This window comes from Streptococcus milleri, from assembly GCF_900636525.1.
GTDB lineage: Bacteria > Bacillota > Bacilli > Lactobacillales > Streptococcaceae > Streptococcus > Streptococcus hominis.
The window spans coordinates 1,036,635-1,062,934 of sequence record NZ_LR134288.1 but is presented as its reverse complement, the minus strand read 5'-3'; the positions used below and the strand labels follow the sequence as shown (position 1 = coordinate 1,062,934).

At 38.6% G+C, this 26,300-nt stretch carries 26 protein-coding genes and 2 pseudogenes; 24 read left to right on the top strand and 4 right to left on the bottom strand.

Annotated elements, in window-relative coordinates:
* Window positions 1-123: 123 nt before the first annotated feature.
* The 4 genes from lepB to EL087_RS05230 all read left to right on the top strand — a co-directional run bounded on the left by lepB (window position 124) and on the right by EL087_RS05230 (window position 2,947).
* Complete coding sequence (gene lepB / locus EL087_RS05245; protein WP_003042836.1) at window positions 124-681, top strand: signal peptidase I; 558 nt, start codon at window positions 124-126, stop codon at window positions 679-681.
* 142 nt (window positions 682-823) lie between these two features.
* A complete protein-coding gene (locus EL087_RS05240; protein ID WP_003042803.1) occupies window positions 824-1,465 on the top strand; it encodes an amino acid ABC transporter permease in 642 nt (213 codons plus the stop codon).
* Between the two features lie 9 nt (window positions 1,466-1,474).
* A complete protein-coding gene (locus EL087_RS05235) occupies window positions 1,475-2,104 on the top strand; it encodes an amino acid ABC transporter ATP-binding protein (RefSeq protein ID WP_003042623.1) in 630 nt (209 codons plus the stop codon).
* Between the two features lie 9 nt (window positions 2,105-2,113).
* Window positions 2,114-2,947 carry an amino acid ABC transporter substrate-binding protein gene (locus EL087_RS05230; protein WP_003042753.1) on the top strand — a complete coding sequence of 278 codons (834 nt, stop codon included), beginning with the start codon at window positions 2,114-2,116 and terminating at the stop codon, window positions 2,945-2,947.
* Between the two features lie 261 nt (window positions 2,948-3,208).
* On the opposite strand, the gene EL087_RS05225 is transcribed toward EL087_RS05230, so the two are convergent.
* Window positions 3,209-4,411, bottom strand: coding sequence for a cation diffusion facilitator family transporter (locus EL087_RS05225; protein ID WP_003042078.1), 1,203 nt, complete (start codon window positions 4,409-4,411; stop codon window positions 3,209-3,211).
* Window positions 4,412-4,563: 152 nt separating this feature from the next.
* Between EL087_RS05225 and pcrA the strand changes: the two genes are divergently transcribed.
* The 20 genes and pseudogenes from pcrA to radC all read left to right on the top strand — a co-directional run bounded on the left by pcrA (window position 4,564) and on the right by radC (window position 24,426).
* Window positions 4,564-6,846 (top strand): DNA helicase PcrA, encoded by a 2,283-nt coding sequence (gene pcrA / locus EL087_RS05220; RefSeq protein ID WP_126407249.1) that lies wholly within the window; start codon window positions 4,564-4,566, stop codon window positions 6,844-6,846.
* A gap of 19 nt (window positions 6,847-6,865) precedes the next feature.
* Window positions 6,866-7,264: an NUDIX hydrolase gene (locus tag EL087_RS05215; protein ID WP_126407247.1), complete on the top strand. Its 399-nt coding sequence runs from the start codon at window positions 6,866-6,868 to the stop codon at window positions 7,262-7,264.
* Between the two features lie 24 nt (window positions 7,265-7,288).
* A pseudogene (locus tag EL087_RS05210) lies at window positions 7,289-8,188 on the top strand (helix-turn-helix transcriptional regulator).
* A gap of 451 nt (window positions 8,189-8,639) precedes the next feature.
* The gene (locus EL087_RS05205; protein WP_126407245.1) at window positions 8,640-10,409 is read left to right on the top strand and encodes an ABC transporter ATP-binding protein; all 1,770 of its coding nucleotides are present in this window, start codon (window positions 8,640-8,642) and stop codon (window positions 10,407-10,409) included.
* Window positions 10,402-12,141 (top strand): ABC transporter ATP-binding protein, encoded by a 1,740-nt coding sequence (locus EL087_RS05200; protein WP_126407243.1) that lies wholly within the window; start codon window positions 10,402-10,404, stop codon window positions 12,139-12,141. The genes EL087_RS05205 and EL087_RS05200 overlap by 8 nt, the downstream gene beginning before the upstream one ends.
* Window positions 12,142-12,265: 124 nt before the next feature.
* A complete protein-coding gene (locus EL087_RS05195; RefSeq protein ID WP_126407241.1) occupies window positions 12,266-13,540 on the top strand; it encodes a DUF2130 domain-containing protein in 1,275 nt (424 codons plus the stop codon).
* Between the two features lie 9 nt (window positions 13,541-13,549).
* A pseudogene (locus EL087_RS09475) lies at window positions 13,550-13,697 on the top strand (GNAT family N-acetyltransferase); the annotation flags it as partial.
* A 43-nt stretch (window positions 13,698-13,740) separates the two neighbouring features.
* Complete coding sequence (gene truB, locus EL087_RS05190; protein WP_003029303.1) at window positions 13,741-14,619, top strand: tRNA pseudouridine(55) synthase TruB; 879 nt, start codon at window positions 13,741-13,743, stop codon at window positions 14,617-14,619.
* A 25-nt stretch (window positions 14,620-14,644) separates the two neighbouring features.
* Window positions 14,645-15,577, top strand: coding sequence for a bifunctional riboflavin kinase/FAD synthetase (locus EL087_RS05185; protein ID WP_126407239.1), 933 nt, complete (start codon window positions 14,645-14,647; stop codon window positions 15,575-15,577).
* 120 nt (window positions 15,578-15,697) lie between these two features.
* Entirely contained in the window at window positions 15,698-16,099 is a 402-nt protein-coding gene (locus EL087_RS05180; protein WP_003029306.1) for a Spx/MgsR family RNA polymerase-binding regulatory protein, read from the top strand.
* 1 nt (window position 16,100) lies between these two features.
* Window positions 16,101-16,385, top strand: coding sequence for a UPF0223 family protein (locus EL087_RS05175; protein ID WP_003029307.1), 285 nt, complete (start codon window positions 16,101-16,103; stop codon window positions 16,383-16,385).
* Window positions 16,369-17,142, top strand: a complete 774-nt coding sequence (locus EL087_RS05170; protein ID WP_126407237.1) for an inositol monophosphatase family protein — start codon at window positions 16,369-16,371, stop codon at window positions 17,140-17,142. Before EL087_RS05175 ends, EL087_RS05170 begins: the two co-directional genes overlap by 17 nt.
* Window positions 17,143-18,447 carry an RsmF rRNA methyltransferase first C-terminal domain-containing protein gene (locus EL087_RS05165; RefSeq protein WP_003042280.1) on the top strand — a complete coding sequence of 435 codons (1,305 nt, stop codon included), beginning with the start codon at window positions 17,143-17,145 and terminating at the stop codon, window positions 18,445-18,447.
* A 105-nt stretch (window positions 18,448-18,552) separates the two neighbouring features.
* Window positions 18,553-19,419 (top strand): phosphate ABC transporter substrate-binding protein PstS family protein, encoded by an 867-nt coding sequence (locus EL087_RS05160; protein WP_126407234.1) that lies wholly within the window; start codon window positions 18,553-18,555, stop codon window positions 19,417-19,419.
* A gap of 21 nt (window positions 19,420-19,440) precedes the next feature.
* Window positions 19,441-20,352, top strand: coding sequence for a phosphate ABC transporter permease subunit PstC (gene pstC, locus EL087_RS05155; protein WP_003024154.1), 912 nt, complete (start codon window positions 19,441-19,443; stop codon window positions 20,350-20,352).
* Entirely contained in the window at window positions 20,342-21,226 is an 885-nt protein-coding gene (gene pstA, locus EL087_RS05150; RefSeq protein WP_126407232.1) for a phosphate ABC transporter permease PstA, read from the top strand. Before pstC ends, pstA begins: the two co-directional genes overlap by 11 nt.
* A gap of 11 nt (window positions 21,227-21,237) precedes the next feature.
* Window positions 21,238-22,041 (top strand): phosphate ABC transporter ATP-binding protein PstB, encoded by an 804-nt coding sequence (pstB, locus tag EL087_RS05145; protein ID WP_003029316.1) that lies wholly within the window; start codon window positions 21,238-21,240, stop codon window positions 22,039-22,041.
* Between the two features lie 42 nt (window positions 22,042-22,083).
* The gene (gene pstB, locus EL087_RS05140; protein WP_003029320.1) at window positions 22,084-22,842 is read left to right on the top strand and encodes a phosphate ABC transporter ATP-binding protein PstB; all 759 of its coding nucleotides are present in this window, start codon (window positions 22,084-22,086) and stop codon (window positions 22,840-22,842) included.
* A gap of 163 nt (window positions 22,843-23,005) precedes the next feature.
* Window positions 23,006-23,659: a phosphate signaling complex protein PhoU gene (gene phoU / locus EL087_RS05135; RefSeq protein ID WP_003042059.1), complete on the top strand. Its 654-nt coding sequence runs from the start codon at window positions 23,006-23,008 to the stop codon at window positions 23,657-23,659.
* A gap of 86 nt (window positions 23,660-23,745) precedes the next feature.
* Complete coding sequence (gene radC / locus EL087_RS05130) at window positions 23,746-24,426, top strand: RadC family protein (protein WP_126407230.1); 681 nt, start codon at window positions 23,746-23,748, stop codon at window positions 24,424-24,426.
* On the opposite strand, the gene EL087_RS05125 is transcribed toward radC, so the two are convergent.
* The 3 genes from EL087_RS05125 to EL087_RS05115 all read right to left on the bottom strand — a co-directional run bounded on the left by EL087_RS05125 (window position 24,423) and on the right by EL087_RS05115 (window position 26,299).
* A complete protein-coding gene (locus EL087_RS05125; protein WP_126407228.1) occupies window positions 24,423-25,115 on the bottom strand; it encodes a gamma-glutamyl-gamma-aminobutyrate hydrolase family protein in 693 nt (230 codons plus the stop codon). The genes radC and EL087_RS05125 overlap by 4 nt on opposite strands.
* A gap of 27 nt (window positions 25,116-25,142) precedes the next feature.
* A complete protein-coding gene (locus EL087_RS05120; RefSeq protein ID WP_003032500.1) occupies window positions 25,143-25,787 on the bottom strand; it encodes a redox-sensing transcriptional repressor Rex in 645 nt (214 codons plus the stop codon).
* A gap of 164 nt (window positions 25,788-25,951) precedes the next feature.
* Window positions 25,952-26,299: a DUF1831 domain-containing protein gene (locus EL087_RS05115; protein WP_003029329.1), complete on the bottom strand. Its 348-nt coding sequence runs from the start codon at window positions 26,297-26,299 to the stop codon at window positions 25,952-25,954.
* Window position 26,300: the final 1 nt, after the last annotated feature.

Below are 26,300 nucleotides of genomic sequence, written 5' to 3'. Positions count from 1 at the left end.
TCCAACGATTATCTGATTGATAGGCTTTTTAGTTGCAAATGGGAGCAGAGATAACAGTTGACTTTCCTACCTTTGTTTATTTTCTGAAAACATGATATAATGAGTAGAAGAAGAGGAGAGACTATGGTTAAAAGAGATTTAATTAGGAATGTTATTTTTTTATCTATTGTTGTGGTAATCATTGCTTGTTTGCGAATTTTTATTTTTACACCATACAGGATTACTGTAAAAGATGCGAATCATTTTTTACAAGATAAAGATGTTGTTGTTGCCAATAAAAATGAAGAAATCAAAAGAGATGATTTTGTGTTGTACGAGGTGAAGGGAAAAGAGCATGTCGGACGTGTCATTGGTCTAGGAAATGACTCCGTTGTTTATATGGATGATGTTCTTTACTTAAATAATAAAATCAAGTCAGAAGATTATTTAACGAAGGCTAAGGAAGAATACTTAGCAAAAGCTACTAGTACAGGTTATTTCACTCATGATTTCACCATTCAGACATTAACTAAATCGAATGCAAATAAAATTCCAGCGCAGTCATATCTGATTCTGAATGATAATCGACAAGATATGGAAGATAGTCGGAAGTTTGGCTTGATTACAGAGAAACAAATTAAAGGAGTTATCTCATTTAGAGTACTACCGTTTAATCAATTTGGATTTATTAAAACAAAGTAGTTCAACTATTTTGTTTTTTTATTCTTTTGAAAATGAAGTTTTTGCGATATTTAGTAAAAATTCATGGATATATTTGCAAAAAGATGTTGAAAATATAAAAATTTTTGATATAATGATAAATATTTATTTAGGAGGTGTACGCATGAACTATATTTTTGAAGTTTTGCCAAGCTTATTGAATGGCGCATTGGTGACTTTACAAGTATTTGTTTTAGTCTTAGTTTTATCCATACCACTTGGAATTGTGATTTCCTTTTTAATGCAAGTCCACTTTAAACTGCTTCATTGGCTTATAAATATTTATATTTGGATTATGCGCGGTACACCTCTCTTGCTACAACTGATTTTTATTTATTATGTTTTGCCAAGCATTGGTGTGCGTTTGGATCGGCTTCCAGCGGCTATCATAGCATTCACGCTAAATTATGCTGCTTATTTCGCCGAAATTTTCCGTGGTGGGATTTTATCTATTCCAGCAGGGCAATATGAGGCGGCTAAGGTTTTGAAGTTTACACCATTTCAAACGATACGGTTTATTATTTTACCGCAAGTTGTCAAAGTGGTGCTTCCGAGTGTCTTTAATGAAGTGATGACGTTGGTAAAAGATACATCCCTTGTTTATGCGCTTGGTGTTTCCGACTTAATCTTGGCTAGTCGGACTGCAGCCAATCGTGATGCGAGTTTAGCACCGATGTTTATAGCAGGGGCTATTTACCTTGTCTTGATTGGTCTTGTGACGATTGTATCGAAGCAAGTTGAAAAGAGATATAGTTATTATAAGTAGGAGGCGCTTATGTTAGAATTAAAGAATATTAGCAAACGTTTTGGCGAAAAGCAAATTATTTCCGACTTGAATTTAAAGGTGCCAGAAAAGCAAATCCTTGCCATTGTAGGACCGTCTGGCGGCGGGAAAACGACATTATTGCGGATGTTAGCTGGCTTGGAAACAATTGATTCGGGTGACATTATTTATAATGGAGAAGAGCTGCCCTTGGATGAACTTGAAAAACGTAATTTATTGGGATTTGTGTTTCAAGATTTTCAGCTATTTCCACATTTAACAGTTCTTGAGAATTTAACTTTATCACCCATTAAAACAAAAAATGTCGCAAAAGAGGATGCAGAAAAGAAAGCAATTAGCTTATTGACCCGATTGGGGTTAGCAGAACATGTAAATGCTTATCCTTATTCTTTATCAGGTGGTCAAAAACAACGTGTAGCATTAGCTCGTGCGATGATGATTGACCCAGAAATTATCGGTTATGATGAGCCAACTTCCGCACTGGATCCGGAATTGCGTCTTGAAGTTGAAAAGTTGATTCTTCAGAATCGTGAGCTAGGAATGACGCAAATTGTAGTAACCCATGATTTGCAGTTTGCGGAAAATATCGCAGATACGATTCTTAAAGTTCAGCCTAAATAGGAGGAGAATATGAAGATAAAACGTTATGTTCTTGCGATCTGTGGTTTGATTCTTTTTTTGCTCCTTACAGCTTGTAGCAATGTTAGCAACCCTAAAGTAGATAATTGGTCAAAATACCAACAAAAAAAGAGCATTACTATTGGTTTTGACAATACATTTGTTCCTATGGGATTTGAGCGAAAAAATGGTCAATATGCTGGTTTTGATATTGATTTGGCAAATGCTGTCTTTAAAGAATATGGGATAAAAGTGAATTGGCAGCCGATTGATTGGGACATGAAAGAAACAGAGCTCACAAATGGAACGATTGATCTTATCTGGAATGGGTATTCGGCAACCAATGAGCGGTGGAAGAAAGTACAGTTCACCATTCCTTATATGAGAAATGAGCAGGTATTAGTTGCTAAAAAGTCATCTAATATTGCAAAAACAGCTGACATGAAGGATAAAATTCTTGGCGCTCAGACAGGTTCTTCGGGTTACGATGAGTTTGAAGCACATCCGGAGCTTTTGAAGAATCTGGTTAAAAATCACAAAGCTGCTCAATATCAAAGTTTTACAGAGGCGTTGATTGATTTGCAAAATAGCCGGATTGATGGATTGTTGATTGACCGAGTTTATGCGAATTATTATTTAAAAGAAGAGGGGATTTTGCAGGATTATTATGTTTTCCCAGCCGGATTTGATAGTGAATCATTTGCAGTTGGCGCTAGAAAAACGGATAAGCAGCTCGTTGAAAATATAAACCAAGCATTTAAAAAATTATATCAAACAGGTCAATTTCAAAAAATAGCAGACAAGTGGTTTGGTGAGGATATTGCGGCAGATGAAGTCAAAAAATGAGAGAACATCTGATTGTTGCCCCAATCACCCACAGAAGAAGTAAAGACAAAACCCAAAGTTTTCGCTAGGAGTATCATCTTAGTGAGGGCTTTGGGCTTGCTGATTTATTGATTGTGAGAAATGAGGGACAAATTAGTTTGCTTTACTGATAAATCCCTAAAAAATATAGGCTGAGAATATTTTTATCTCAGCCTTGTTTTTTATAGTAAGACTCCTTATTAGGCTTGTGGGAGCGAGATAAGAAAGCCGATTTCTATGGAATTACGATTGTTGTTCGCTCTCGTTTTTTCGTGTTTCTTGGTGGAAAATATTTTGCCATGTTTCGTGACGACGCCAAAGGCTGGTATGAATAATCCCGTCTTCTTCGTAGCAAATTAGTTTGGTTTTTTGACTGATAGAAGTTAATTGGAAATTTTTGATAGGAGATTGCTTTCCTTTTTCGATTTGAAATTCCTCTTTGTTCATTTGGCAGCCATCCTGAGAAATGTAAACAAATTCAGGTGCTAGTAAATCCTCTAATTGGCTTCCCTGATCAACCAATTGCTCTCTCATAAAGAGCTTTCGATAAACATTGTCCAATATTTCATCTTCGGGGATAGGAGCAGGCTCAATGTGGATGTCAATATCAAAGACACCAAAGCGCTCTTTGAGCATATTTTCAACCTGATCGGCAATTTCGTGGCTTTCATAGACAGACAAGTCGGGATTCATTTCTAAAATGAGGTCAAGATAGATGTTGCTACCGTAGGTTCGCCCTCTTTGAGATTTAACACGGGAAATTTTAGGAATTTCTAAAATGGCTTCTTTGTATTCTTTTAAAAGATTTTCATCAAAACCATCTGATAGACTAAAAGAAGATTCCATGAAAATTTCATAAGCCGTTTTAAGGATGAAAAAGGTAATGACGATAGCGACCAATTTATCTACAATCGGGAAATTTAAGGCGCTTGCGATGATTGCAATGGTTGTACCAAGCGAAGTAATAGCATCAGATAAATTGTCTTTGGCAGCTGCGTCGAGTGCTTTAGACTGAGCTTTTTTTGCTAAGGCTTTATTGTAAAAATACACTCCTGTCATGACCAAAGCGGAAATAATCCCGACGATGGCGCCTAAGGGATCGATAGTCGTTTCTTGGTTAGAGATGATTTTTTGAACGGTATCAATTAAAACATCAAATCCGACAAAAAACATGATAAGAGAAGTGATAAGGCTAGCTAAGTCCTCAATTTTCCAGTGACCAAATTTGTGATCTGTATCGGCAGGCTTACGTGCCATGCGAAGTCCAATCAAGACGGCAATATTAGCAACAATATCCGAAACATTGTTAAAACCGTCGGCTGTCAAACTAGAGGACTGTAAGACAGAACCGGCAATGATTTTAGCAATGGATAAAACGATATAGGCTAGAATGGCTAAGATAGCACCACGCTCTGCGAGTTTCAGATTTTTTGCTGGATTATTCATACGTTTTCCTTTCAGAATGTTTATTATAACGCTTTTTAAATGATTTTTCAAACTTTTATGAGGAAGAACTAAAGCAAAGATTTTCTTTTCTAGTTTAGCTTATGAGTGATTTTTGTTATAATAGAATCATTGACTTTGAAAGAGGAAAAAAGATGAATCCCTTATTAACTGGTATGAATGACCGTCAGGCGGAGGCAGTTCAAACAACGGAAGGACCTTTGCTGATTATGGCAGGAGCTGGGTCTGGGAAAACCCGTGTTTTAACTCACCGTATTGCTTATTTGATTGATGAAAAGTTAGTCAATCCTTGGAATATCTTAGCGATTACCTTTACCAATAAAGCAGCTCGTGAGATGAAGGAGCGTGCTTACACTCTCAATCCAGCGACAGAGGATTGTTTGATTGCGACTTTTCACTCAATGTGCGTGCGGATTTTGCGTCGGGAAGCTGACCATATCGGCTATAACCGCAATTTTACGATTGTCGATCCTGGCGAGCAGCGAACTTTGATGAAACGAATACTTAAAACGCTCAATTTAGATCCTAAAAAGTGGAATGAACGAGCTATTTTAGGGACGATTTCCAATGCGAAAAATGATTTGATTGATGAAGTGGCCTATGCATCTTTAGCAGGAGACATGTACACAGAGATTGTAGCGAAATGCTATGAAATGTATCAAAAGGAACTCCGCCAGTCGGAGGCGATGGATTTTGATGACTTAATCATGCTGACCTTGCGGCTTTTTGATAAAAATCCAGATGTGTTGACTTATTACCAGCAGCGTTATCAATACATCCATGTGGACGAGTATCAAGATACGAACCACGCTCAGTACCAACTAGTTAAACTGTTAGCTTCACGCTTTAAAAATATTTGTGTGGTTGGAGATGCCGACCAGTCTATTTATGGCTGGCGAGGTGCTGATATGCAGAATATCTTGGACTTTGAAAAGGATTATCCTGAAGCTAAAGTTGTTCTTCTGGAGGAAAATTATCGCTCAACTAAGACCATTCTGCAAGCTGCTAATGATGTTATCAAAAACAACCGCAACCGCCGTCCAAAGAATCTCTGGACACAAAATGCTGATGGTGAAAATATTGTTTATTATCGGGCTAATGATGAGCAAGACGAAGCTCTCTTTGTAGCTAAAACCATTGATGAGCTATCTAGCACATCTGACTATGTCTATCGGGATTTTGCTGTTCTTTATCGAACTAACGCCCAATCTCGGAATATTGAGGAAGCTCTCCTAAAGGCTAATATTCCTTACACCATGGTGGGGGGGACTAAGTTTTATAGTCGTAAGGAAATTCGAGATGTCATCAGCTATCTCAATCTCATCGCTAATACTAGCGACAACATCAGTTTTGAGCGTGTTGTGAATGAGCCTAAACGGGGTGTCGGACCGGGTACAGTGGAGAAAATTCGTAATTTTGCAGCTGGTCAAGAGATGTCTCTTTTGGATGCTTCTTCGCAGATTATGCTCTCACCTGTTAAGGGGAAAGCTGCTCAGGCTGTTTTTGACTTTGCCAATCTCATTTTGAATCTGCGCGAGCAATTGGACGAGTTGACCGTGACAGAAGTGGTAGAGCTGGTGCTTGAAAAGACTGGTTACACCGAGCAATTAGCAGCTCAAGCTACGCTGGAAAGTCAGGCTCGGATTGAAAATATCGAAGAATTTCTTTCTGTTACTAAGAATTTTGACGAAAATCCAGAAAATGATACTGAGGAAACTGGTTTGGACAGACTTAGCCGTTTTCTCAATGATTTGGCTTTGATTGCAGATACAGATGATGGCAATCAGGAAAGCTCAGAAGTGACACTTATGACGCTGCATGCTGCCAAGGGATTAGAGTTTCCAGTGGTTTTCATTATCGGTATGGAAGAAAATGTCTTCCCACTTAGTCGCGCGGCTGAAGATGAAGATGAGCTAGAGGAGGAGCGCCGATTAGCCTATGTCGGAATTACTCGTGCTGAAAAAGTCTTGTTCCTAACCAATGCAAACTCGCGCCTGCTATATGGGAAAACCAATTACAATCGTCCAACTCGTTTTCTCAATGAAATTAGCTCAAGCTTGCTAGATTATCAAGGCTTGGCTCGACCTGCTAATACATCCTTTAAAGCTTCCTATGTGAATGGCAAAGCTGTTCAGTTTGGTCAAGGAATGAGCCTCGCTCAAGCATTGCAGGAACGCAAGCGGCAAGCTGCACCGAGCAGCATTTCCTCGAGCCAGTTGCCATTTGGTAAGAATGTAGCTGCTAATCAGCCGACTATTGATTGGGCTATCGGTGATATTGCTCACCATAAAAAATGGGGGGACGGAACGGTATTGGAAGTGTCAGGCAGTGGCAGTAGCCAAGAATTGAAAATCAATTTCCCAGAGGTTGGATTAAAGAAACTGTTGGCAAGTGTTGCACCAATTGAGAAAAAGTGAAATCTAAGGGACTATTGCGATGAAATATTCCATTGAAGCCTGGATTTATGACCCGATTGCTAAGGAAATTTTGCTCTTAAAAGTTAAAACTGAACAACGTTCTTTCTGGCAACCGATTACTGGTGGTATTGAAAGTGATGAAAGTCCTGAAGCAGCCTGCATTCGTGAGATTTTTGAAGAGACTGGACTGGAAATCGAGCTAACAGAACTGTTGCAAATCGGTCATCACACAGTTGTTATTGATGAAGACTTGACCATTTTTAAAACACTTTTTCTTGTGGAAACAAAGCAAAAAGATATTCATATTTCTGATGAGCACATTGATTTTATGTGGACAGAAGTTAAAAATGTGCCTGATATATTGTACTGGCAGAGCAATCAAGAGACTTTTCAAAAGATTTTAGAGAAATTGAGATAAGGTGTTCATGGAAAGGCACGGTCTATGACAGAGAGTAGATTATTTAGAATAGTGTATGTTCTTTTAGAAAGGGATAACGTTACAGCGAGGGAGCTGGCAGAATAATTTGAAGTATCTGTTAGAACGATTTATCGAGATGTTGACCGACTTAGCAGTGCGGGCATTCCAATCTACACCATGCAAGGCAGAGACGGAGGCATTCGACTGAGGGAGGATTTTGTACTAAATAGTTCTTTGCTTAATCAATCAGAAAAAGAGCAACTGTTGGTTGCTTTACAAGGATTAGGGGTTACGGGTCTTCTGCATGAAAACGAGCTTTTGACCAAACTATCGGCTTTATTTCAATTGAACCAACCAAACTGGATAGAAGTAGATTTTACCAGCTGGTCCAATAGCAAGAAATATGAAGAGCTATTTCAGAATTTGAAAAATGCAATCATCAGTAAGCAAGTGATTTCCTTTTCGTATGTTAGCAACAAAGAAGAGTGCACCCAGCGTCAAGTAAAACCAGTTCGCCTGCTTTTTAAAGGACAATCATGGTATCTTCATGCATTTTGCTTAGTCCGAAATGATTTTCGTTATTTTAAACTGTCTCGCATAAGCCAGCTAAAGCTTTTACTACAACATTTTGCAGATAACTTTGACAATGTGAGCTTGGAAAAAGAAGCGCGATTAGAAGAGGTCGTACGAGTCAAGCTGAAATTTAATAAAAAAGCCGCTTTCAGAGTATATGATGAACTGGATTGTCCAGTCAAAGAAGATGAGCAAGGAAACTTGTATGCAGAGATAGAAATTCCGAATGACTATAGTCTGTATTGCTATATTCTTTCTTTTGGAGACAATGTGGAAGTGCTGGAGCCAACAAAGATTCGTGAGCAAATAACAGAAATGATTGAACGTATGGCACAAAAATATAAAAACTGATAGCAGTGTCTATTTTTTCAAGCTACAATGAAGTTGGGGCAAAAGTGCTCAGCCTCCTTTGTTTATATAGTCAAAATTATAAGACGCAGTAGTTTGGAGAAGCTCTATTGACTTTCGTCAATGTAGAGTTTCCCATGCACAATCAATCACTACCGAGTGGACTCAAATATGTTGATAACTCAACTTTTGCAGCCCTTTTGACGCCAAGCTTCACTTGACTTTATTTCCAACCTCGAAAGGTTCCCAAAACCTTTCGAGTTGTGCGGAGGTGGGATAGAAATCAGGTTTCTACGAAACTACTGATTTCTGTCTCGCTCTTTTATTTTTGTTTGACATTAGAATTGTCAGAATTTATAATATAAGTATAAATTAAATAACAGCAGTGTCAGCATATCATGAATTGTTTGACTAGGGTTCTTTATTTGTTTTTTAGGAGAAAGAAGGGATTTGTATGAAGAAAAAGTCGGTTGTATCTTGGATACTGGAATTTGTCTCTCTTCACAAATTTTATTTTATTGTTAGTCTTGTTTTTGCCTTTTTATCTGTTTTATGCGGATTTTTGCCTTATTTTTTTGTAGGAAATATCATCAATCAGCTCTTACAAGGCAATCGAGATTGGAATTTTTATGTCCTTCAGTCCATTTGGATAGGACTGGCATGGATAGCGCATTGGGGATTTCACGGGATTTCGACGCTCTTGTCTCATACAGCAACCTTTAAGATTTTAGCAGAAATGCGCTATCGTCTGACAGAGAAATTAGCCAAATTGCCTCTGGGAACGGTTTTAAATCAATCTTCTGGAACTTACAAAAATATCATTGTTGAGCGAGTGGATGCCACAGAAGTAACCTTGGCACACTTAATTCCTGAGTTTACATCCGGGCTATTTGGTCCCTTTATTATCTTAATTGCCATGTTAGTGATTGATTGGCGCCTAACCATGCTTTCGCTTCTGACAATCCCGATTGTTATCTTAGCTTATGGGAATATGCTACGCAAGAGCGAAGGTGATTTTGAAAATACAGTTGAGAAAACGAAGAAACTCAACGATACAGCAGTAGAATACATCAATGGGATTGAAGTCATCAAGGTTTTTGGAAAAGAGAAATTTTCTTACGATAAATTTGTCAAGGCTGCCAAAGAAGGAGCTGATTGCTTTATTGAATGGATGCGCAAGTGCGTAGTTGAAATGGGCATTGTTACAGCTTTCTTACCGTCCGGTTTGCTTTTCTTACTCCCTTTTGGAACTCTCTTTTACCTTCAAGGTAGCCTAACAGCTAGTAACTTTATTTTACTAATCATTCTGTCTCTTAGTCTTTTGACGCCGTTTATTTTAGTGGCTTCCTATATGGATGATTTACGGAAAATTGCGACAATCTTTGGTGAAGTGATTGCTATTTTGGAAAAACCTGATTTGCCTCGTCCGACAGAATTAACGGACATTCCAAAGGGAACAGAACTTCAAATGACAGATGTTAGTTTTGGTTATTCAGATGAGGAAGAAGTATTGCATAGTATTTCCTTAACGATTGAGCCTGATACAGTAACTGCTCTTGTCGGTCCCTCTGGCTCAGGGAAATCTACGATTGCTAAACTTCTAGCTTCTTTCTGGGATGTTAGTTCTGGTAGTATTACCTTTGGTGGCGTGGACATTCGAAACCTACCTCTTGATTATTACAGTCGTCAGATTGCCTATGTCACACAGGATAATTACCTTTTTGATGGAACGATTATGGAAAATATCCGTATGGGTAATTCCGCTGCTTCAGACGAAGACGTGATAGAGATTGCTCGCAAATGTGGCTGTTATGATTTCATTATGAAGTTGGAAAATGGGTTTGAAACGCGCGTTGGTACTGGCGGCGGTCATTTATCTGGTGGAGAACGGCAGCGAATTGCGATTGCACGAGCTATGCTGAAAGATGCACCGGTTATCATTTTGGATGAAGCAACGGCTTATACTGACCCCGAAAATGAAGCTCTCATTCAGTCTAGTATTGCTCGTTTGATTGAAGGCCGTACACTCCTTGTCATTGCTCATCGTCTTTCAACGATTGCAAGTGCAGATCAGATTGTTGTGGTCAATGACGGGCGTATTGAAGCAAAAGGAAAACATGCAGATTTGCAGAAGACTTGTCCGCTTTATGCTTCTATGTGGCAGGCTCATCTTGCAGTAAAGGATAGCGATCAAATGACAGAAGGAGGATTGGCAGATGCTTAGTACATTGAAAAAATTCTTTGATTTTTGTACAGAAGAAGATCGCAAGAAATTCTACACTTCTGTTTGTTTAGGGGTTCTAAAAGCTTTCATTATTGCTTTTCGGATTCCAGCTATTGGGTTGGTTGTTATGGCTATCATTAACAATGATGTTTCTATGCAGACTGTATGGCTCTCTCTCGGAATTATGCTCTTGTCTGTTATTCTTAACATTTGGATTAGCTTGAAAATTACAATGTTGCAGACAGAAGCGGGCTATCATACATGTACTCATAAGCGGATTGAAATTGCTGAACACATGCGCTACCTGCCAATGGGGTATTTTAATCAAAATAGTCTGGGACAAATCACCAGCGTTACAACCAATACACTTGAAAGTCTAGCAGATGTTGCTACTCGGGTTGTCATGATGACGCTGGAAGGATTCCTAACAGCAGGAACTATTACGGTTTTTGTATTTATCTACGATTGGAAAATTGGTTTGATTTTGTTGGCAGGCTTGATACTGTTTCTCTTGCCAAATGGATTGATGCGTTGGCAAGCTGGAAATGTGTCAGAAGCTAAACAACAAGCTGATACAGATTTGGTAGCAGTTGTGCTAGAATACAGTCAAGGGATTGCGGAAGTAAAGAACTATAATATTGTTCAATCATCGGCTAAAAAACTATCGCGTGCTATTGAGAATAAAAGGCATTTAGATACAAAGCTGACTTGGGTTACCTCGCCTTATATCGCTCTGCAAGGGATGATTACCAAGCTGACTGGAACGATTATGGGGCTGTTCTCCATTTACTTTTACCTGCAAGGAAGTATGAGTCTTTTGATTTGTATCATGATGCTCATCAGTGCTTTTATGATTTACGAAAGTCTGGACGGAGTTGGTAGTTTTTCTTCTCTTCTTCGCATTGTTGATTTATCGGTTGATATGGTCAATAAAGTTTTGTCGATTAAACCAATGGATATTAGCGGAAAAGATTTGCAGCCAAAAACCAGCAATATCAAGCTTGATCATGTCAGTTTCTCTTATGAGAGTAAGAAAATTATTGATGATGTATCGTTGGATATTCCAGAAAAGACGACAACAGCTCTGGTAGGGCCTTCTGGTTCTGGAAAGACAACTCTTTGCAATCTCATTGCCCGTTTCTGGGATGTAGAGAGTGGCAGCATCAGCTTAGATGGTCATGATGTAAAAGAATACAGCTATGACAGCCTTATTCGTAATTTCAGCTTTGTTTTTCAAACGGTTTATCTGTTTGAAGATACCATTGAAAATAACATTAAATTTGGAAAACCAGATGCCAGTCATGAAGAAGTTGTAGCTGCTGCGAAAAAAGCTGCTTGTCATGACTTTATCCTGTCTTTGCCAGAGGGTTATCAGACTAAGATTGGTGAAGGCGGAGCCAGTCTCTCTGGTGGAGAACGGCAGCGGATTTCCATTGCTCGTGCCATTATCAAGGACGCTCCAATTATTATTTTGGACGAAGCAACTGCTAATGTCGACCTAGAAAATGAAGAAGTGCTTATGCAAGCCATTCATTCTTTAACAAAGAATAAAACCATTATTATGATTGCTCATCGGCTAAAAACAGTAGAGCATGCCGATCAAATTATTGTTCTTAATCAAGGTCGTATAGTTGAGCAAGGCAAGCACCAAGAATTGCTTGCCAAACGAGGTTTATATAGCCGATTTATTCAGGAAAGACGCAGTGCTGCCAGCTGGCGGATACAGGCTTAATTTACAAACAAAAAGATTGTTGTTCATGTGCAACGGTCTTTTTATATTTAAGCTGTTAATTTAAAATAACCATAAGAAATGGTATAATAAGATGTTATAGAGAACAATCAATGAAGAGGTATCCATGAACGAAATCAGATGCCCCAACTGCGGGGAAGTTTTTACAGTTAATGAGAGCCAGTACAGTGAGCTTTTGTCGCAGGTTCGAACTGCAGAGTTTGACAAGGAGATTCATGCTCGGATTGAGCAGGCGTTAGCTCTGGAAAAACAAAAGGCACAGAATGAGCAACAGCAAATGTTAAGTCAGAAAGAATCTGAAATTCAAGAGCTCAAGGCAACTATTTCCAATTTTGAATCACAAAAGGAGTTGATCAAAAAGGATACGGAGCAGGCTCTGTCTGAAAAACTCATCAATAAAGACAGGGAGTTGCTGGGCTTGCGATCGCAACTGGATCGTATGAAGCTGGAACACCAAAATGAGCTGCAAGCTTCGTTGACAAATATTGAAAAAGAACGCGACCAAATCCAAAATCAGCTTTTATTGCAAGAGAAAGAAAATGAATTATCCCTTGCATCTGTTAAACAAAATTACGAAGCTCAGCTAAAGGCTGCCAATGAGCAAGTAGAATTTTACAAGAATTTTAAAGCGCAGCAATCTACTAAAGCGATTGGAGAGAGTTTAGAGCATTACGCTGAAAGCGAATTTAACAAGGTTCGCAGTTTTGCCTTTCCAAATGCTTACTTTGAGAAGGATAATCAAGTTTCTGCGCGAGGGTCTAAAGGGGACTTTATTTTCCGTGAGGAAGATGAAAACGGAGTAGAAATCATTTCTATTATGTTTGAGATGAAAAATGAAGCGGACGGTACTGAGAAGAAGCATAAAAACGCTGATTTTTACAAAGAATTGGACAAGGACCGCAGGGAAAAGAAATGCGAGTATGCTGTATTGGTAAGCATGCTGGAAGCAGATAATGATTATTTCAACACTGGCATTGTTGATGTCAGCCACGAGTATGAAAAAATGTATGTGGTTCGTCCTCAATTTTTTATCCAGCTCATTGGACTTTTACGAAATGCTGCGCTCAATTCTCTTAAATACAAGCAGGAGCTGGCTCTGGGTCGGGAGCAAAATATTGACATTACCCACTTTGAAGATGATTTAGAAACCTTTAAAGTAGCGTTTGCGAAGAACTACAATTCAGCTTCTAAGAATTTTAACAAGGCAATCGAAGAAATTGACAAAGCCATTAAGCGAATGGAAGCAGTCAAACAGGCACTTCAGACATCAGACAATCAACTGCGCCTCGCCAACAACAAACTGGATGACGTCTCCGTCAAGAAATTGACCCGCAAAAATCCAACTATGAAAGCTAAGTTTGAGGCGTTGAAGAACGACTAGGAGGAAACGATGCAGGTACGACAAGCAATCTTGAAAGACATAGAAGTCTTGCTCCCCCTCTATGAAGATTTAGGCTATCCGACGACTGCTTCAAGTCTGACTAGATGTTTAGATACAGCTTCATTATGGCTCTTGTGGTGCTGAAAGAAACAAGGAATTTAATCAACTACTAATAGAATTTTTAGCAGAATAAGGAATCAATGAACGGAATTATCAATTTAAAAAAAGAAGCGGGAATGACCTCGCATGATGCGGTTTTTAAACTGCGTAAAATTTTAGGAATGAAAAAAATCGGTCATGGTGGGACTTTAGACCCAGATGTGGTGGGTGTATTGCCCATTGCAGTCGGGAAGGCCACGCGATTGGTAGAATTTATGCAAGACGAAGGTAAAGTGTATGAAGGAGAGGTCACTTTAGGTTTTTCGACAACGACAGAGGATGCCAGTGGAGAACAGGTGGCTTTCAGTCCTGTGACAGAAGCGCTAGATGAAAAATTAGTGGATCAAGTCATTGCCAGTATGGTTGGAGAACAGACCCAAGTGCCACCTATGTACTCGGCTATCAAGGTCAATGGACGAAAACTCTATGAGTATGCTCGAGCTGGGGAGGTAGTAGAGCGACCAAAGCGTCAGGTAATAATTTACAACTTTGAGCGGACAGGAGCTATTGTCTATGAAAGTAACTTGGCACGTTTTCCTTTTCGAGTTAAATGCAGCAAGGGAACCTATGTGCGAACATTGGCAGTTGATTTAGGAGCGAAGTTGGGTTATGATTCCCATATGTCTAAACTGACTCGCACTGCTGCGGCTGGTATGGATTTGGAAGAAGCTTTGACTTTAGCAGAAATTGACGAGAAGGTGAACAAAGGAGATTTTTCATTTTTGCAACCCATTGAATTCGGCATAGGAGATTTACCTAAGGTAAACCTTACGGAAGAGCAGGTTGAAGAAGTACGATTTGGACGCTTTATTCATATAGATACCAAGGCAGGACAGGTGGCTGGTTTTTATCAAGGGAAATTACAAGTTATTTTAGAAAAGCGCGACAAAGAATATAAACCTAGAAAAGTATTTCTTTAAAATTTTGTGATAAAATAGTTAAGTGATGAAAACGATTAGAATAAAAAATGAAAAAGACATTCAGCAAATTGAACACACAGTATTAGTGCTAGGGTATTTTGACGGACTGCATAAAGGACATCAAGCCTTGTTTGCTGAAGCGAGAAAAATGGCAGCAGAGAAGCATCTGAAGATTGCAGTGCTGACATTTCCAGAATCTCCCAAATTAGCTTTTGTACGCTACCAGCCTTCATTGATGCTTCATTTGACTAGTCCAGAAGATCGCTTGCAGCAAATGGAAAATCTTGGTGTAGACTACCTTTATTTGATTGATTTTACCAGTCAGTTTGCTCGTAATACTGCGGAACAATTTTTTGAAAAATACATCTCGCGTTTGAAAGCAAAAGTTGTCATTGCGGGATTTGATTACCATTTTGGTTCAGATCGACGCAGTGCAGAAGATTTGAAAAAACTATTTGACGGACAAGTTATCGTAGTTCCTTCTGTAAATTTCAATGGAGAAAAAGTTAGTTCAACTCGTATTCGAGAAACAGTACTAGCAGGAAATGTAGCAGAAAGCAATCAATTGCTAGGCTACTCCTTATCCACTAGAGGAATTGTCGTTCATGGCAATGCAAGAGGACGAACGATTGGCTATCCAACGGCAAATCTTGCTCCGCTAGATCGGGTTATTTTACCAGCCGATGGTGTCTATGTGGTTGATGTAGAACACAACGGAAAGGTGTATCGCGGGATGGCTAGCGTCGGCAAAAATGTCACTTTTGAAGGAGATGAACTTCGTTTTGAAGCCAATATTTTTGAGTTTTCACAAGATATTTATGGTGATACTATTCGTATTTTTTGGTTAGACAAAATTCGAGATATGGTAAAATTCGATAATGTGGACGAGCTAGTCAAGCAATTGCAAGTTGATAAGGAAATCGCAAGATATTGGACTCCTAAAAATGAAAACCACTAAATCATGTAGTAAGCTTCTTATTTTTCCTAAAAAATAGGAGAAAATTTGTAAAAATACCTAGTAATCTTACATAAAATTTAGTATAATGATAACAGTTACAAATAATAAGAAGAGAAATGCATGGTTACACTATTTTTATCACCGAGTTGTACAAGTTGTCGCAAGGCGCGTGCATGGTTATCCAATCATGAAGTTCCTTTTGAGGAGCACAATATCATGACGAGCCCTTTATCTACACCCGAATTACAACATATTCTTTCTCTGACGGAGAATGGAACAGACGACATTATTTCAACTCGTTCAAAAATTTTTCAAAAATTAAATTTGGATGTTGAAAATTTATCAATTTCTGAATTGCTTCGTTTAATTGAGGAAAATCCAAGCCTTTTGCGTCGCCCGATTATTCTGGAAGACAAGCGAATGCAAATTGGATTTAACGAAGATGAAATCCGTGCGTTTTTGCCTCGCGGATATCGAAAACAGGAATTGCGCGATGCAACTCTAAGAGCTGAGATTGAATAATATGAATAAAAACTATCGTTACCCACTAGACATATCGTGGAGCACTGAAGAGCTTGCTTCAGTGCTTTCTTTTTTGAATGATGTTGAGCAGGCTTATGAAGAAAAAATAACAGCAGAAGAAATACTATCATCTTACAAACTCTTCAAAAAAATTGTTCCAAGCAAAGCTGAAGAAAAGCGGATTGGACGTGAATTTGAAATAGCAAGTGGCTATTCCTTATATCGAGCTGTTCAAGCTGCAAAACAAAAGGAGAAAGGAATGTTTTCTCTTGGAAAAGAAATTTAATTTTGCCAAACAAATTGTACTGAATGCGGCTTCTTATATCAAAGAGCATTTGAATGATCAGTTGCAAATTGAGACCAAGTCCAGTCCGACTGATTTGGTAACTCAAATGGACAAAGAAGTTCAAGATAATTTAGTAACCTGGATTTTAGAAGCTTATCCTGCAGATCACATTTTAGCTGAGGAAAATGGCTTACGACATTCTATTTCAGATGGCAATGTTTGGGTCATTGATCCTATTGACGGCACGAATAACTTTGTAGCACAAAAAGCAGATTTTGCTGTTGTTCTGGCTTATTTTGAAAATGGCATTGGTCAATTTGGTGTCATTTATGATGTGATAGGAGATAAATTGTATCACGGCGGTGGTCAATTTGATGTCTATTGCAATGAGCAGAAATTGCTTCCCTACCAAGATCGCCCTTTAAATCAATTTTTAATAGCTTCAAATGCTGGGATTTTTGAGCGCAATGATTGGGGAATTGCTGATTTGGCGAAAGAAAGTTTAGGAGTTCGAGTGTATGGAAGTGCTGCAATCAGCTTTAGTAAGGTTTTGTCAGGTCAACTGTTGACCTATATTTCCTATATTTGGCCTTGGGATTATGCTGCTGCTTCCATTATGGGAGATAAATTAGGATATACGACAGTGACATTTGATGGTAAGCAGCCTGATTTTGAAAGTCATCAGGGGATTATGATGATTCCAATGATGAAATTGGACGAAATTAAAAAATACATATATCGAAAGCGAGAGGATTAGATGCATTTTCCAAAAGGGTTTAAAGAAAAATACTACAATCTTTTGGGAGAGGAGGCTCCCTCTTTTTTTCTAACTTTCGATGAGGAGCCAGTTTCCGCTTTCCGAGTCAATCCATTAAAAGAGCAGCAAAAAACTTTTCCAAAACCTATTCCTGATACGAACTGGGGTCATTATGGCAAAGTTTCTGGAAAATCAATAGAGCATATCACAGGATTAGTCTATTCACAAGAACCTGCTGCACAAATGGTTGCCCAGGCTGCAGCACCACAACAGAATATGAAAGTACTTGATTTGGCAGCAGCGCCGGGTGGAAAATCCACTCACCTATTGTCATACTTGAATAATACAGGTATTCTTGTTTCCAATGAAATCAATCCAAAACGTTCTAAAGTGTTAGTAGAAAATATTGAGCGTTTTGGAGCGAGAAATATTGTGGTGACGAATGAGTCAGCTGGCAGATTAAGCCAGATCTTTCAGGGCTATTTTGATATGATTGTCTTAGATGCACCATGTTCTGGTGAAGGAATGTTTAGAAAGCAGCCAGAAGCAACGGAGTATTGGAGCGAGACTTATCCTGCTCAATGTGCACAGCTTCAACGTGAGATACTAGCGGATGCTTTGAAAATGTTGACAACTGGTGGTGAACTGATTTACTCTACTTGCACTTGGGCACCAGAAGAAAACGAGGAAATCGTTGACTGGCTGTTAGAAAACTATCCCCTTGAATTGGTTGAAATTTCAAAAATCAATGGTATGGTGGCTGGTATTCACTTTTCGGAAACTGCACGCATGTATCCTCATCGTTTTAAGGGTGAAGGACAATTTGTTGCAAAATTTCGTTTTTATGGTGAGCAGTCAGCTAAAAAAATAAAAGCCAAAAAGAGCAATCTGACATCGGAGCAGAAGACGTTGTGGCAGGAATTTCAAAAACAACATTTGGCTTTAGAGTTAAATGGCGATTTACAGACTTTTGGAGATCATTTATATCTATTGCCACTAGGTCTTCCAGATCTATCGAAACTCAAAATTGCCAGAAATGGCTTGCACCTAGGTGTTTTTAAGAAAAAACGATTTGAACCGAGTTTTGCTTTGGGACTGGCTTTAAAACCAAGTGAAGTAAAGCACATAATTGAAATTGATGAAGAGCAGTTTAAAAAGTACGTTGCTGGGGAGACAGTCAATCTCAATCAGAACCCTGCAAATGGTTGGTATCAAGTTGTTGTCCAAGGTAATGGTTTAGGGTTTGCAAAAGTGACTGGAAATATTCTGAAAAATTATTTTCCAAAAGGCCTGAGATTTCAATAAAGAATCTTTCCAAATGTCTAAAGATATGTTATAGTGAGATTAGATGTGAAAAGATTAGGGAAATCTTAGAATGAAAATGCTTTCACATCTGAAAAGGAGTTTCATGTGATTAAACACAAAAAAATACTTTGGGCAGTCACTCTCGTGATTTGCAGCATCGGTCTTTCAGCTTGTTCTTCCTGGATTAACCGCGGTGAGGCGATAACAGCAGTTGGCTCAACAGCTCTACAACCGTTAGTTGAAGCAGTCGTGGACAAATACACCGAAGAAAATCCGAAAAAAATTGTCAATGTGCAAGGTGGAGGATCGGGAACAGGATTATCACAAGTCCAATCTGGTGCAGTAGATATTGGAAATAGCGATTTATTTGCAGAAGAAAAAAGTGGTATCAATGCGAAGGCTTTAGTTGATCATCAGGTCGCTGTTGCAGGTACCGCTATCATAGCAAATAAAGGTATTAAAGTAAACAACTTAACCACAGAGCAGCTACGCAAAATTTTTACTGGTGAATATACGAACTGGAAACAAGTTGGTGGTCAGGATTTGGAAATTACCATCATCAACCGTGCGGTCGGTTCTGGTAGTCGTGCTGTTTTTGATAGTATTATTATGAAGGGCAAGGAAGCCAAGCAGGCGCAGGAGCAAGATTCTAACGGAATGGTCAAAACGATTGTTTCGCAGACTCCAGGTGCCATTTCTTATTTAGCTTTTTCTTATGTTGATACTAGTGTGAAAAGATTAAACTTGAATGGTTATAAGCCAACGAAGAAGAATGTGACGACGAACAACTGGCCTATTTGGTCTTATGAGCACATGTATACTAAGGGAGAACCTAACAAATTAGCTAAAAAATTTCTAGAGTACATGATGACAGCAGAAGTCCAAAATAATATTGTTGGTAAAATGGGCTACATTCCGATTAACGATATGAAGGTTACTCGTAGTCTTGACGGAACTATCAGCTCAAAGTAAAAGAAAGAATTTAGGAATAACATGAACGAAGTAGCAAAAAAAATGCTGACAAAGTCAAAAAACTCTCGTTTAGAAACATTTGGAAAAACCATTACTTTTCTTTGCATGAGTTTAATTGTTTTTGTCGTCGCAATGATTTTATTATTTGTAGCGGAGAAAGGACTTTCGACTTTCTTTGTTAATAAAGTAAACATCTTCAGTTTTCTTTTTGGAACAAGGTGGAATCCATCCGGTAAGGAATTCGGTGCTTTACCAATGATTCTGGGCTCTTTCCTCGTAACTCTCCTATCAGCTTTATTGGCAACACCATTTGCAATTGGAGCAGCTGTTTTTATGACGGAGGTTTCCCCTAAAGGCTCAAAAATTCTGCAACCAGCTATTGAACTTCTAGTCGGAATTCCATCAGTTGTGTATGGATTTATTGGATTACAGGTAGTTGTTCCCTTTGTTCGCAGTATCTTTGGTGGAACAGGTTTTGGAATCTTGTCAGGGATTTTTGTTCTCTTTGTCATGATTTTACCAACGGTGACCTTTATGACAACAGATAGCCTGCGTGCTGTACCGCGGCATTATCGAGAAGCTAGTATGGCAATGGGAGCGACTCGTTGGCAAACGATTTGGCGTGTGACGCTAAAAGCAGCTCGCTCAGGTATTTTTACAGCTATTGTCTTTGGAATGGCTCGTGCCTTTGGTGAAGCTTTGGCGATTCAAATGGTTGTCGGAAATTCAGCGGTTATCCCAACTTCTCTGACAACACCTGCTGCAACCTTGACTTCTATTTTAACAATGGGAATTGGAAATACCGTTATGGGAACTGTTAATAATAACGTTCTGTGGTCGCTTGCTCTGGTTCTGCTTTTGATGAGTTTAGCCTTCAATACTGTGATTAAATTGATTACAAAGGAAAGAGGTAAGAAGAACTATGCACGCTAAAAAAATGGATAAATTAGCAACAGGCGTCCTCTATACCATTGCAGGAATCATTGTTGCTATTCTTGCTTCCTTGATTTTGTATATCTTAGTAAGGGGCTTACCTCATGTTTCGTGGAAATTCTTGACTGGTCAATCGTCTTCATACCAAGCGGGCGGCGGAATTGGAATTCAGCTCTATAATTCATTGTTTCTGTTAGTTATCACCTTAATCATTTCCATTCCTTTATCAATGGGAGCAGGGATTTACTTATCTGAGTATGCCAAAAAAGGTCCGGTAACAGATTTTGTCAGAACCTGTATTGAAATTTTATCATCCCTGCCGTCCGTTGTGGTCGGTCTCTTTGGATATTTGATTTTTGTTATTCAATTTCAATATGGTTTTTCAATTCTTTCTGGAGCGCTAGCTTTGACTGTATTTAATCTGCCGCAGATGACACGTAGTGTAGAAGATAGCTTACAGCATGTGCATCACACACAGCGTGAGGCTGGACTTGCTCTTGGCATCTCTCGCTGGGAAACGATTGTCCATGTTGTAGTTCCAGAAGCATTACCAAGTATTGTGACGGGGATTGTCCTAGCTTCTGGGCGTATTTTTGGGGAAGCTGCTGCGCTTATCTATACAGCAGGTCAATCCGCCCCAGCGCTTGACTGGTCAAATTGGAATATTTTCAGTGTAACTAGTCCGATTTCTGTTTTTCGTCAGGCTGAAACGTTGGCTGTTCATATTTGGAAAGTCAATAGTGAAGGAACGATTCCCGATGCAGTAGAAGTGTCAGCTGGGTCAGCAGCAGTGCTTCTTATCTTTATTTTATTCTTTAACCTTGGAGCTCGTAAGCTCGGAAGTTACCTGCATAAGAAATTAACATCTGCCTAAAAGGAGAAGAAATGACAGAATATAACTGGAATGAAAAACATATTGTTACTTTTCCTGAGGAAGAGGTTGTTTTATCAACGAAGGATTTGCACGTTTACTATGGTAAAAACGAATCCATTAAAGGGGTTGATATGCAGTTCAAGAAAAATAAGATTACAGCTCTTATCGGGCCTTCAGGTTCTGGTAAATCAACCTATCTTCGCAGCTTGAATCGGATGAATGATACGATTGACATTGCTAAGGTTACTGGTGAGATCTGGTATGAAGGAATTGATATTAACCGTCCAGATATCAATGTCTATGAAATGCGGAAACATATCGGAATGGTCTTTCAAAGACCAAATCCTTTTGCCAAATCTGTTTACCGCAACATCACCTTTGCGCATGAACGTGCCGGTGTTAAGGATAAGAAAATCTTAGATGAAATTGTAGAAACATCTCTAAAACAAGCGGCTCTGTGGGAACAAGTAAAGGATGACCTTCATAAATCTGCTTTGATGTTATCAGGCGGTCAGCAGCAACGTCTCTGCATTGCCAGAGCCATTTCCGTGAAGCCAGAAATACTTCTAATGGATGAACCTGCTTCTGCGCTTGATCCAATTGCAACCGCGCAGTTAGAAGAAACGATGTTAGAGTTGAAGAAGAACTATACGATTATCATCGTGACCCACAGCATGCAGCAGGCGGCACGTGCTAGTGACTATACCGGTTTCTTCTATCTTGGTGATTTAATTGAATATGATGAAACAGCCAATGTTTTCCAAAATGCTAAGTTGCAGTCTACGAATGACTATGTTTCTGGTCATTTTGGCTAAGAAAATTGCTGATTAATTAGAATTTATTAAAGGACTATCAGAATGACAGAACCTATTTTACAAATCAAGGACTTGTCGGTTTATTATAATAAAAAGAAAGCTCTCAATAGTGTATCATTAGATATACTACCGCAGGAGATTACCGCTTTGATTGGTCCTTCTGGATCAGGAAAATCAACCCTTTTAAAGGCAATCAATCGCATGGGAGATTTAAATCCAGAGGTGACAACGACAGGCACTGTAATTTATAATGGGCACAATATTTACAGCCCACGGACAGATACGGTGGAGCTTCGCAAAGAAATTGGAATGGTTTTTCAACAGCCCAATCCATTTCCAATGACGATTTATGAAAATGTTGTTTATGGTTTGCGGATCAATGGCGTCAAGGACAAAGAAGTGTTAGATGAAGTTGTTGAAACTTCACTAAAGGGAGCATCCATTTGGGATGAAGTAAAAGATCGTTTACATGATTCAGCGATTGGCTTGTCAGGCGGTCAGCAACAACGTGTTTGTGTGGCTCGCGTTTTAGCAACGAGTCCGAAAATCATCCTTTTAGATGAGCCAACATCAGCACTTGATCCCATTTCTGCAGGAAAAATTGAAGAAACACTTCATGGGCTGAAAGATCAATATACAATGTTACTCGTGACCCGCTCAATGCAACAGGCTAGTCGTATTTCAGACAAGACTGCTTTCTTCCTAAATGGCGATTTGATTGAGTTTAATGCCACGAAAGAGATGTTCCTCAGTCCGATTCATAAGGAAACGGAAGATTATATCACAGGCAAGTTTGGTTAGAGATTGTAATTGGTCACTACAATATTATGGCTATTCCAATGTTTTGGCGACTACTGATTCTCTATATATTTATATATAAAATGCACATATACTTGTAGACAAGAATTATGTAAAAAGATGGATTTTCGTATAAAATTCTTTAGATCTTAGGAAAGGAAAATTTATGCTTAGAGTACAATTTGAAGAAGACTTAGCAAAACTCCATAACCAATTTTATGCAATGGGAAATGAAGTTTTGTCACAGATTAATCGCACAGTTCGTGCATTTGTGACCCACGACCGTGAATTAGCAAAAGAAGTAATCGAAGAAGACGCAGAAGTGAATGAATATGAAGTAAAGTTGGAGAAAAAATCTCTGGAAATCATTGCTTTGCAGCAGCCTGTTTCGCAAGACTTACGAACCGTTATTACAGTTTTGAAGGCTAGTAGTGATGTGGAAAGAATGGGTGACCACGCTGTTTCCATTGCACAGGCAACGATTCGCATGAAGGGAGAAGTTCGTATCCAGTCTGTTGAGGAAGAAATCAGCAAAATGGGACGCGATGTCAAAAATTTTGTGGAAGCAGCACTTGATCTTTACCTTAATGGCGATGTGGACAAGGCTTACGAAATAGCAGCTATGGATGAGAAAATCAATCAGTATTTTGATGATATTCGTGATTTAGCTACACAAGAAATTAAGGCAAATCCAGATTTGATTGTTACAGGTCGTGATTACCTCCAAGTTATTTCGTACTTAGAACGCATTGGTGATTACGCTAAAAATATCTGTGAATGGGTTGTTTATTTTGAAACAGGTAAAATTGTTGAAATGTAAATACTAACTTAAAAAATTTGAGAATCATTTCTCAGATTTTTTATTTTCCTCTTCTTTTTCCGAATAAGGATATGAGGAGGTTTTTTATGTATAGTATTTCATTTCAGGAAGATTCTTTGTTGCCAAGGGAACGTTTAGTCGCAGAAGGTGCAGAACAATTGAGCAATCAAGAATTGTTATCCATTCTTATCCGCACAGGCAATAAAAAAGAAACTGTTTTTCAAGTTTCTCAACGAATTTTATCAACTATTTCTAGTTTGAATGATTTGCGCAATATGACGCTACAAGAATTGCAATCAATCTCTGGAATTGGTCGTATCAAAGCTATTGAATTGCAAGCCATGATTGAATTAGGCCAGCGAGTCAGTAAGGCAGAATTGATTACGCAAGAGCAAATTTTAGGTAGTCAAAAGTTAGCGAAAAAAATGCAACAGGAATTGGGGCATAAGAAGCAGGAACACCTTGTAGCTTTATATTTGAATACTCAAAACAAAATCATTCATCAGCAGACGATTTTTATTGGTAGTGTGTCACGCAGTATTGCAGAACCACGAGAAATTCTGCATTATGCTGTGAAACACATGGCGACATCCATTATTTTGGTGCACAATCATCCATCAGGAGCTGTACTGCCAAGCAAAAATGACGATGAAGTGACCAAACATGTAAAAGAAGCGTGTGAGCTAATGGGCTTCATCTTACTGGATCATCTCATCATCGCAGAGAAAGATTATTATAGTTATCGCGAAGAAACAGACTTGATTTAAAGCTTATTAACAACATAGTCAAACAGCATTCGATCTTTAGGACGTGTTTCAAATAAGAATTCTGGATGCCACTGGACTCCCAGATAAGCGATTTCATCAGTTGTTGTAATGGCTTCAATGGTGTTGTCTTTCGGATCACGGGCAATGACTTCGACATTTTCTGCTAAATCTTTGATACTCTGATGATGGAAAGAGTTGATATGAGATACTTCGCCGTAAATTTTTTCCAAAACAGAACCGGATTTAGTGACTAGTTTTTGAGTAGTATATTCAGCAGAACTGTCTTGCCAATGGTGCTCAATATCTTGATAAAGAGTTCCACCCATTGCAATATTAAACAATTGCGTACCGCGGCAAACGGTAAAAATTGGTTTTTGTTGCTGGATAGCTTCATGGATTAAGGCTAATTCAAACAAATCACGCTCCAAATAGTAATCATCACTGTCAATTGTTTTTTCTTCGCCATAGAATTGTGGTGATACATTTTGCCCACCCGTTAGGATAAGTTTGTCAATCATCTGGATGTAGCGCCGTGCCATATCTGCATCTCCGATTGGCAATATGATGGGAGTTCCACCAACTTCTTTTACGCCCTCTACAAATCCCTTAGCAGCATAACTCATGATGGCAAATTCATCTTCAGGGTTTGGTCTTTCATTTCCAGTAATGCCGATAATAGGTCTCTTCATAAATAAATGTTTGCTCTTTCTAATTACTTAATGCTCTTTTTTCATAAAATAAAGGAGTGTTTGTAGCTCACTTGTCAAATCAACATATTGAACAACAACATCTTTTGGAACGGTTAAGTGAACAGGAGAAAAACTGAGGATACCTTTTACACCAGCTTCTACAAGCACGGTTGCAACCTCTTGCGCTTTTGCACTAGGAACTGTTAAAATAGCTGTTTTAACATCCACACCTTTTAATTTGTTATTGATTTGTGAAATGCCATAAATAGGAATCCCGTCATTTGTAGTAGTCCCAACTTCAGGATGATCATCTGTATCAAATGCCATAACAATCTTCATTTTGTTCCGTTCGTGGAAACGGTAGTGGAGCAAAGCATGTCCCATGTTACCGATACCAACTAACATCACATTGGTAATGGAATTGTCATGAAGTAAGTCAGCAAAAAAATTCATGAGTTTTTTTACATCATAACCATATCCACGACGACCTAATTCGCCAAAATAAGAAAAATCTCGACGGACAGTTGCAGAATCAATCCCGATCGCATCTGCGATTTGTTTTGAATTGGCTTTTTCGATTTTTTCGGAATTAAATCGTTTGAAAATCCGATAATACAGAGAGAGCCTTTTAGCAGTTGCGCGTGGAATGGTTGTATTATTTTCAGATTTCACAAAATCACATCCTTTCAAAGACTATTTTATAGAAAGTTTGTGAAAAAATCAACTTATTTGATAAAAATAGAAAAGGAGTAGGACAAAATCAAAGATTTTTGGTTTGTTCCCTACTCTTTATTGTTTTACTAATGATTTAAAAATGAGTTTTTAAAGCTATTTGTTTATTGTTCTTGTTTAGTGAAAATACCACGTTCTACCAAGCTATCCATTAAGAAATAAAACTTTTCTTGAATGATGTGATTGTCTTCTGATTTAAAAATATTCACTAACCGAAGGCCAGATTTGTCTGTGATGTTGATTTTTACACCTGAAAGGTCTTTATTGATAATGATTTTTAATAGAAAACCATCCCCGCTATTGGGAACATTTTCTAATAAGCGTGTTAATTCGTAATTTCCGACTTTTGTTTCGGCAAATGTGTTATCACGCAAAGTAAATTTTTTTACATTTTCTCCAAGAGAGTAACTGTAGGGGCAGTCTTTTAAGTGAATAGTGGTCTGAAAAGCCATC

Bases quoted from the DNA above. Each gene is read 5' to 3' on its own strand.
- EL087_RS05185 (WP_126407239.1), top strand. From the start codon at position 14,645: ATGAAAACGATTAGAATAAAAAATGAAAAAGACATTCAGCAAATTGAA.
- EL087_RS05125 (WP_126407228.1), bottom strand. From the start codon at position 25,115: ATGAAGAGACCTATTATCGGCATTACTGGAAATGAAAGACCAAACCCT.
- EL087_RS05175 (WP_003029307.1), top strand. From the start codon at position 16,101: ATGAATAAAAACTATCGTTACCCACTAGACATATCGTGGAGCACTGAA.
- EL087_RS05180 (WP_003029306.1), top strand. From the start codon at position 15,698: ATGGTTACACTATTTTTATCACCGAGTTGTACAAGTTGTCGCAAGGCG.
- EL087_RS05215 (WP_126407247.1), top strand. From the start codon at position 6,866: ATGAAATATTCCATTGAAGCCTGGATTTATGACCCGATTGCTAAGGAA.
- EL087_RS05195 (WP_126407241.1), top strand. From the start codon at position 12,266: ATGAACGAAATCAGATGCCCCAACTGCGGGGAAGTTTTTACAGTTAAT.
- EL087_RS05200 (WP_126407243.1), top strand. From the start codon at position 10,402: ATGCTTAGTACATTGAAAAAATTCTTTGATTTTTGTACAGAAGAAGAT.
- EL087_RS05240 (WP_003042803.1), top strand. From the start codon at position 824: ATGAACTATATTTTTGAAGTTTTGCCAAGCTTATTGAATGGCGCATTG.
- phoU (WP_003042059.1), top strand. From the start codon at position 23,006: ATGCTTAGAGTACAATTTGAAGAAGACTTAGCAAAACTCCATAACCAA.
- pstC (WP_003024154.1), top strand. From the start codon at position 19,441: ATGAACGAAGTAGCAAAAAAAATGCTGACAAAGTCAAAAAACTCTCGT.
- truB (WP_003029303.1), top strand. From the start codon at position 13,741: ATGAACGGAATTATCAATTTAAAAAAAGAAGCGGGAATGACCTCGCAT.
- radC (WP_126407230.1), top strand. From the start codon at position 23,746: ATGTATAGTATTTCATTTCAGGAAGATTCTTTGTTGCCAAGGGAACGT.
- EL087_RS05115 (WP_003029329.1), bottom strand. From the start codon at position 26,299: ATGGCTTTTCAGACCACTATTCACTTAAAAGACTGCCCCTACAGTTAC.
- EL087_RS05205 (WP_126407245.1), top strand. From the start codon at position 8,640: ATGAAGAAAAAGTCGGTTGTATCTTGGATACTGGAATTTGTCTCTCTT.
- pcrA (WP_126407249.1), top strand. From the start codon at position 4,564: ATGAATCCCTTATTAACTGGTATGAATGACCGTCAGGCGGAGGCAGTT.
- lepB (WP_003042836.1), top strand. From the start codon at position 124: ATGGTTAAAAGAGATTTAATTAGGAATGTTATTTTTTTATCTATTGTT.
- EL087_RS05235 (WP_003042623.1), top strand. From the start codon at position 1,475: ATGTTAGAATTAAAGAATATTAGCAAACGTTTTGGCGAAAAGCAAATT.
- pstB (WP_003029316.1), top strand. From the start codon at position 21,238: ATGACAGAATATAACTGGAATGAAAAACATATTGTTACTTTTCCTGAG.
- pstA (WP_126407232.1), top strand. From the start codon at position 20,342: ATGCACGCTAAAAAAATGGATAAATTAGCAACAGGCGTCCTCTATACC.
- EL087_RS05225 (WP_003042078.1), bottom strand. From the start codon at position 4,411: ATGAATAATCCAGCAAAAAATCTGAAACTCGCAGAGCGTGGTGCTATC.
- pstB (WP_003029320.1), top strand. From the start codon at position 22,084: ATGACAGAACCTATTTTACAAATCAAGGACTTGTCGGTTTATTATAAT.
- EL087_RS05165 (WP_003042280.1), top strand. From the start codon at position 17,143: ATGCATTTTCCAAAAGGGTTTAAAGAAAAATACTACAATCTTTTGGGA.
- EL087_RS05230 (WP_003042753.1), top strand. From the start codon at position 2,114: ATGAAGATAAAACGTTATGTTCTTGCGATCTGTGGTTTGATTCTTTTT.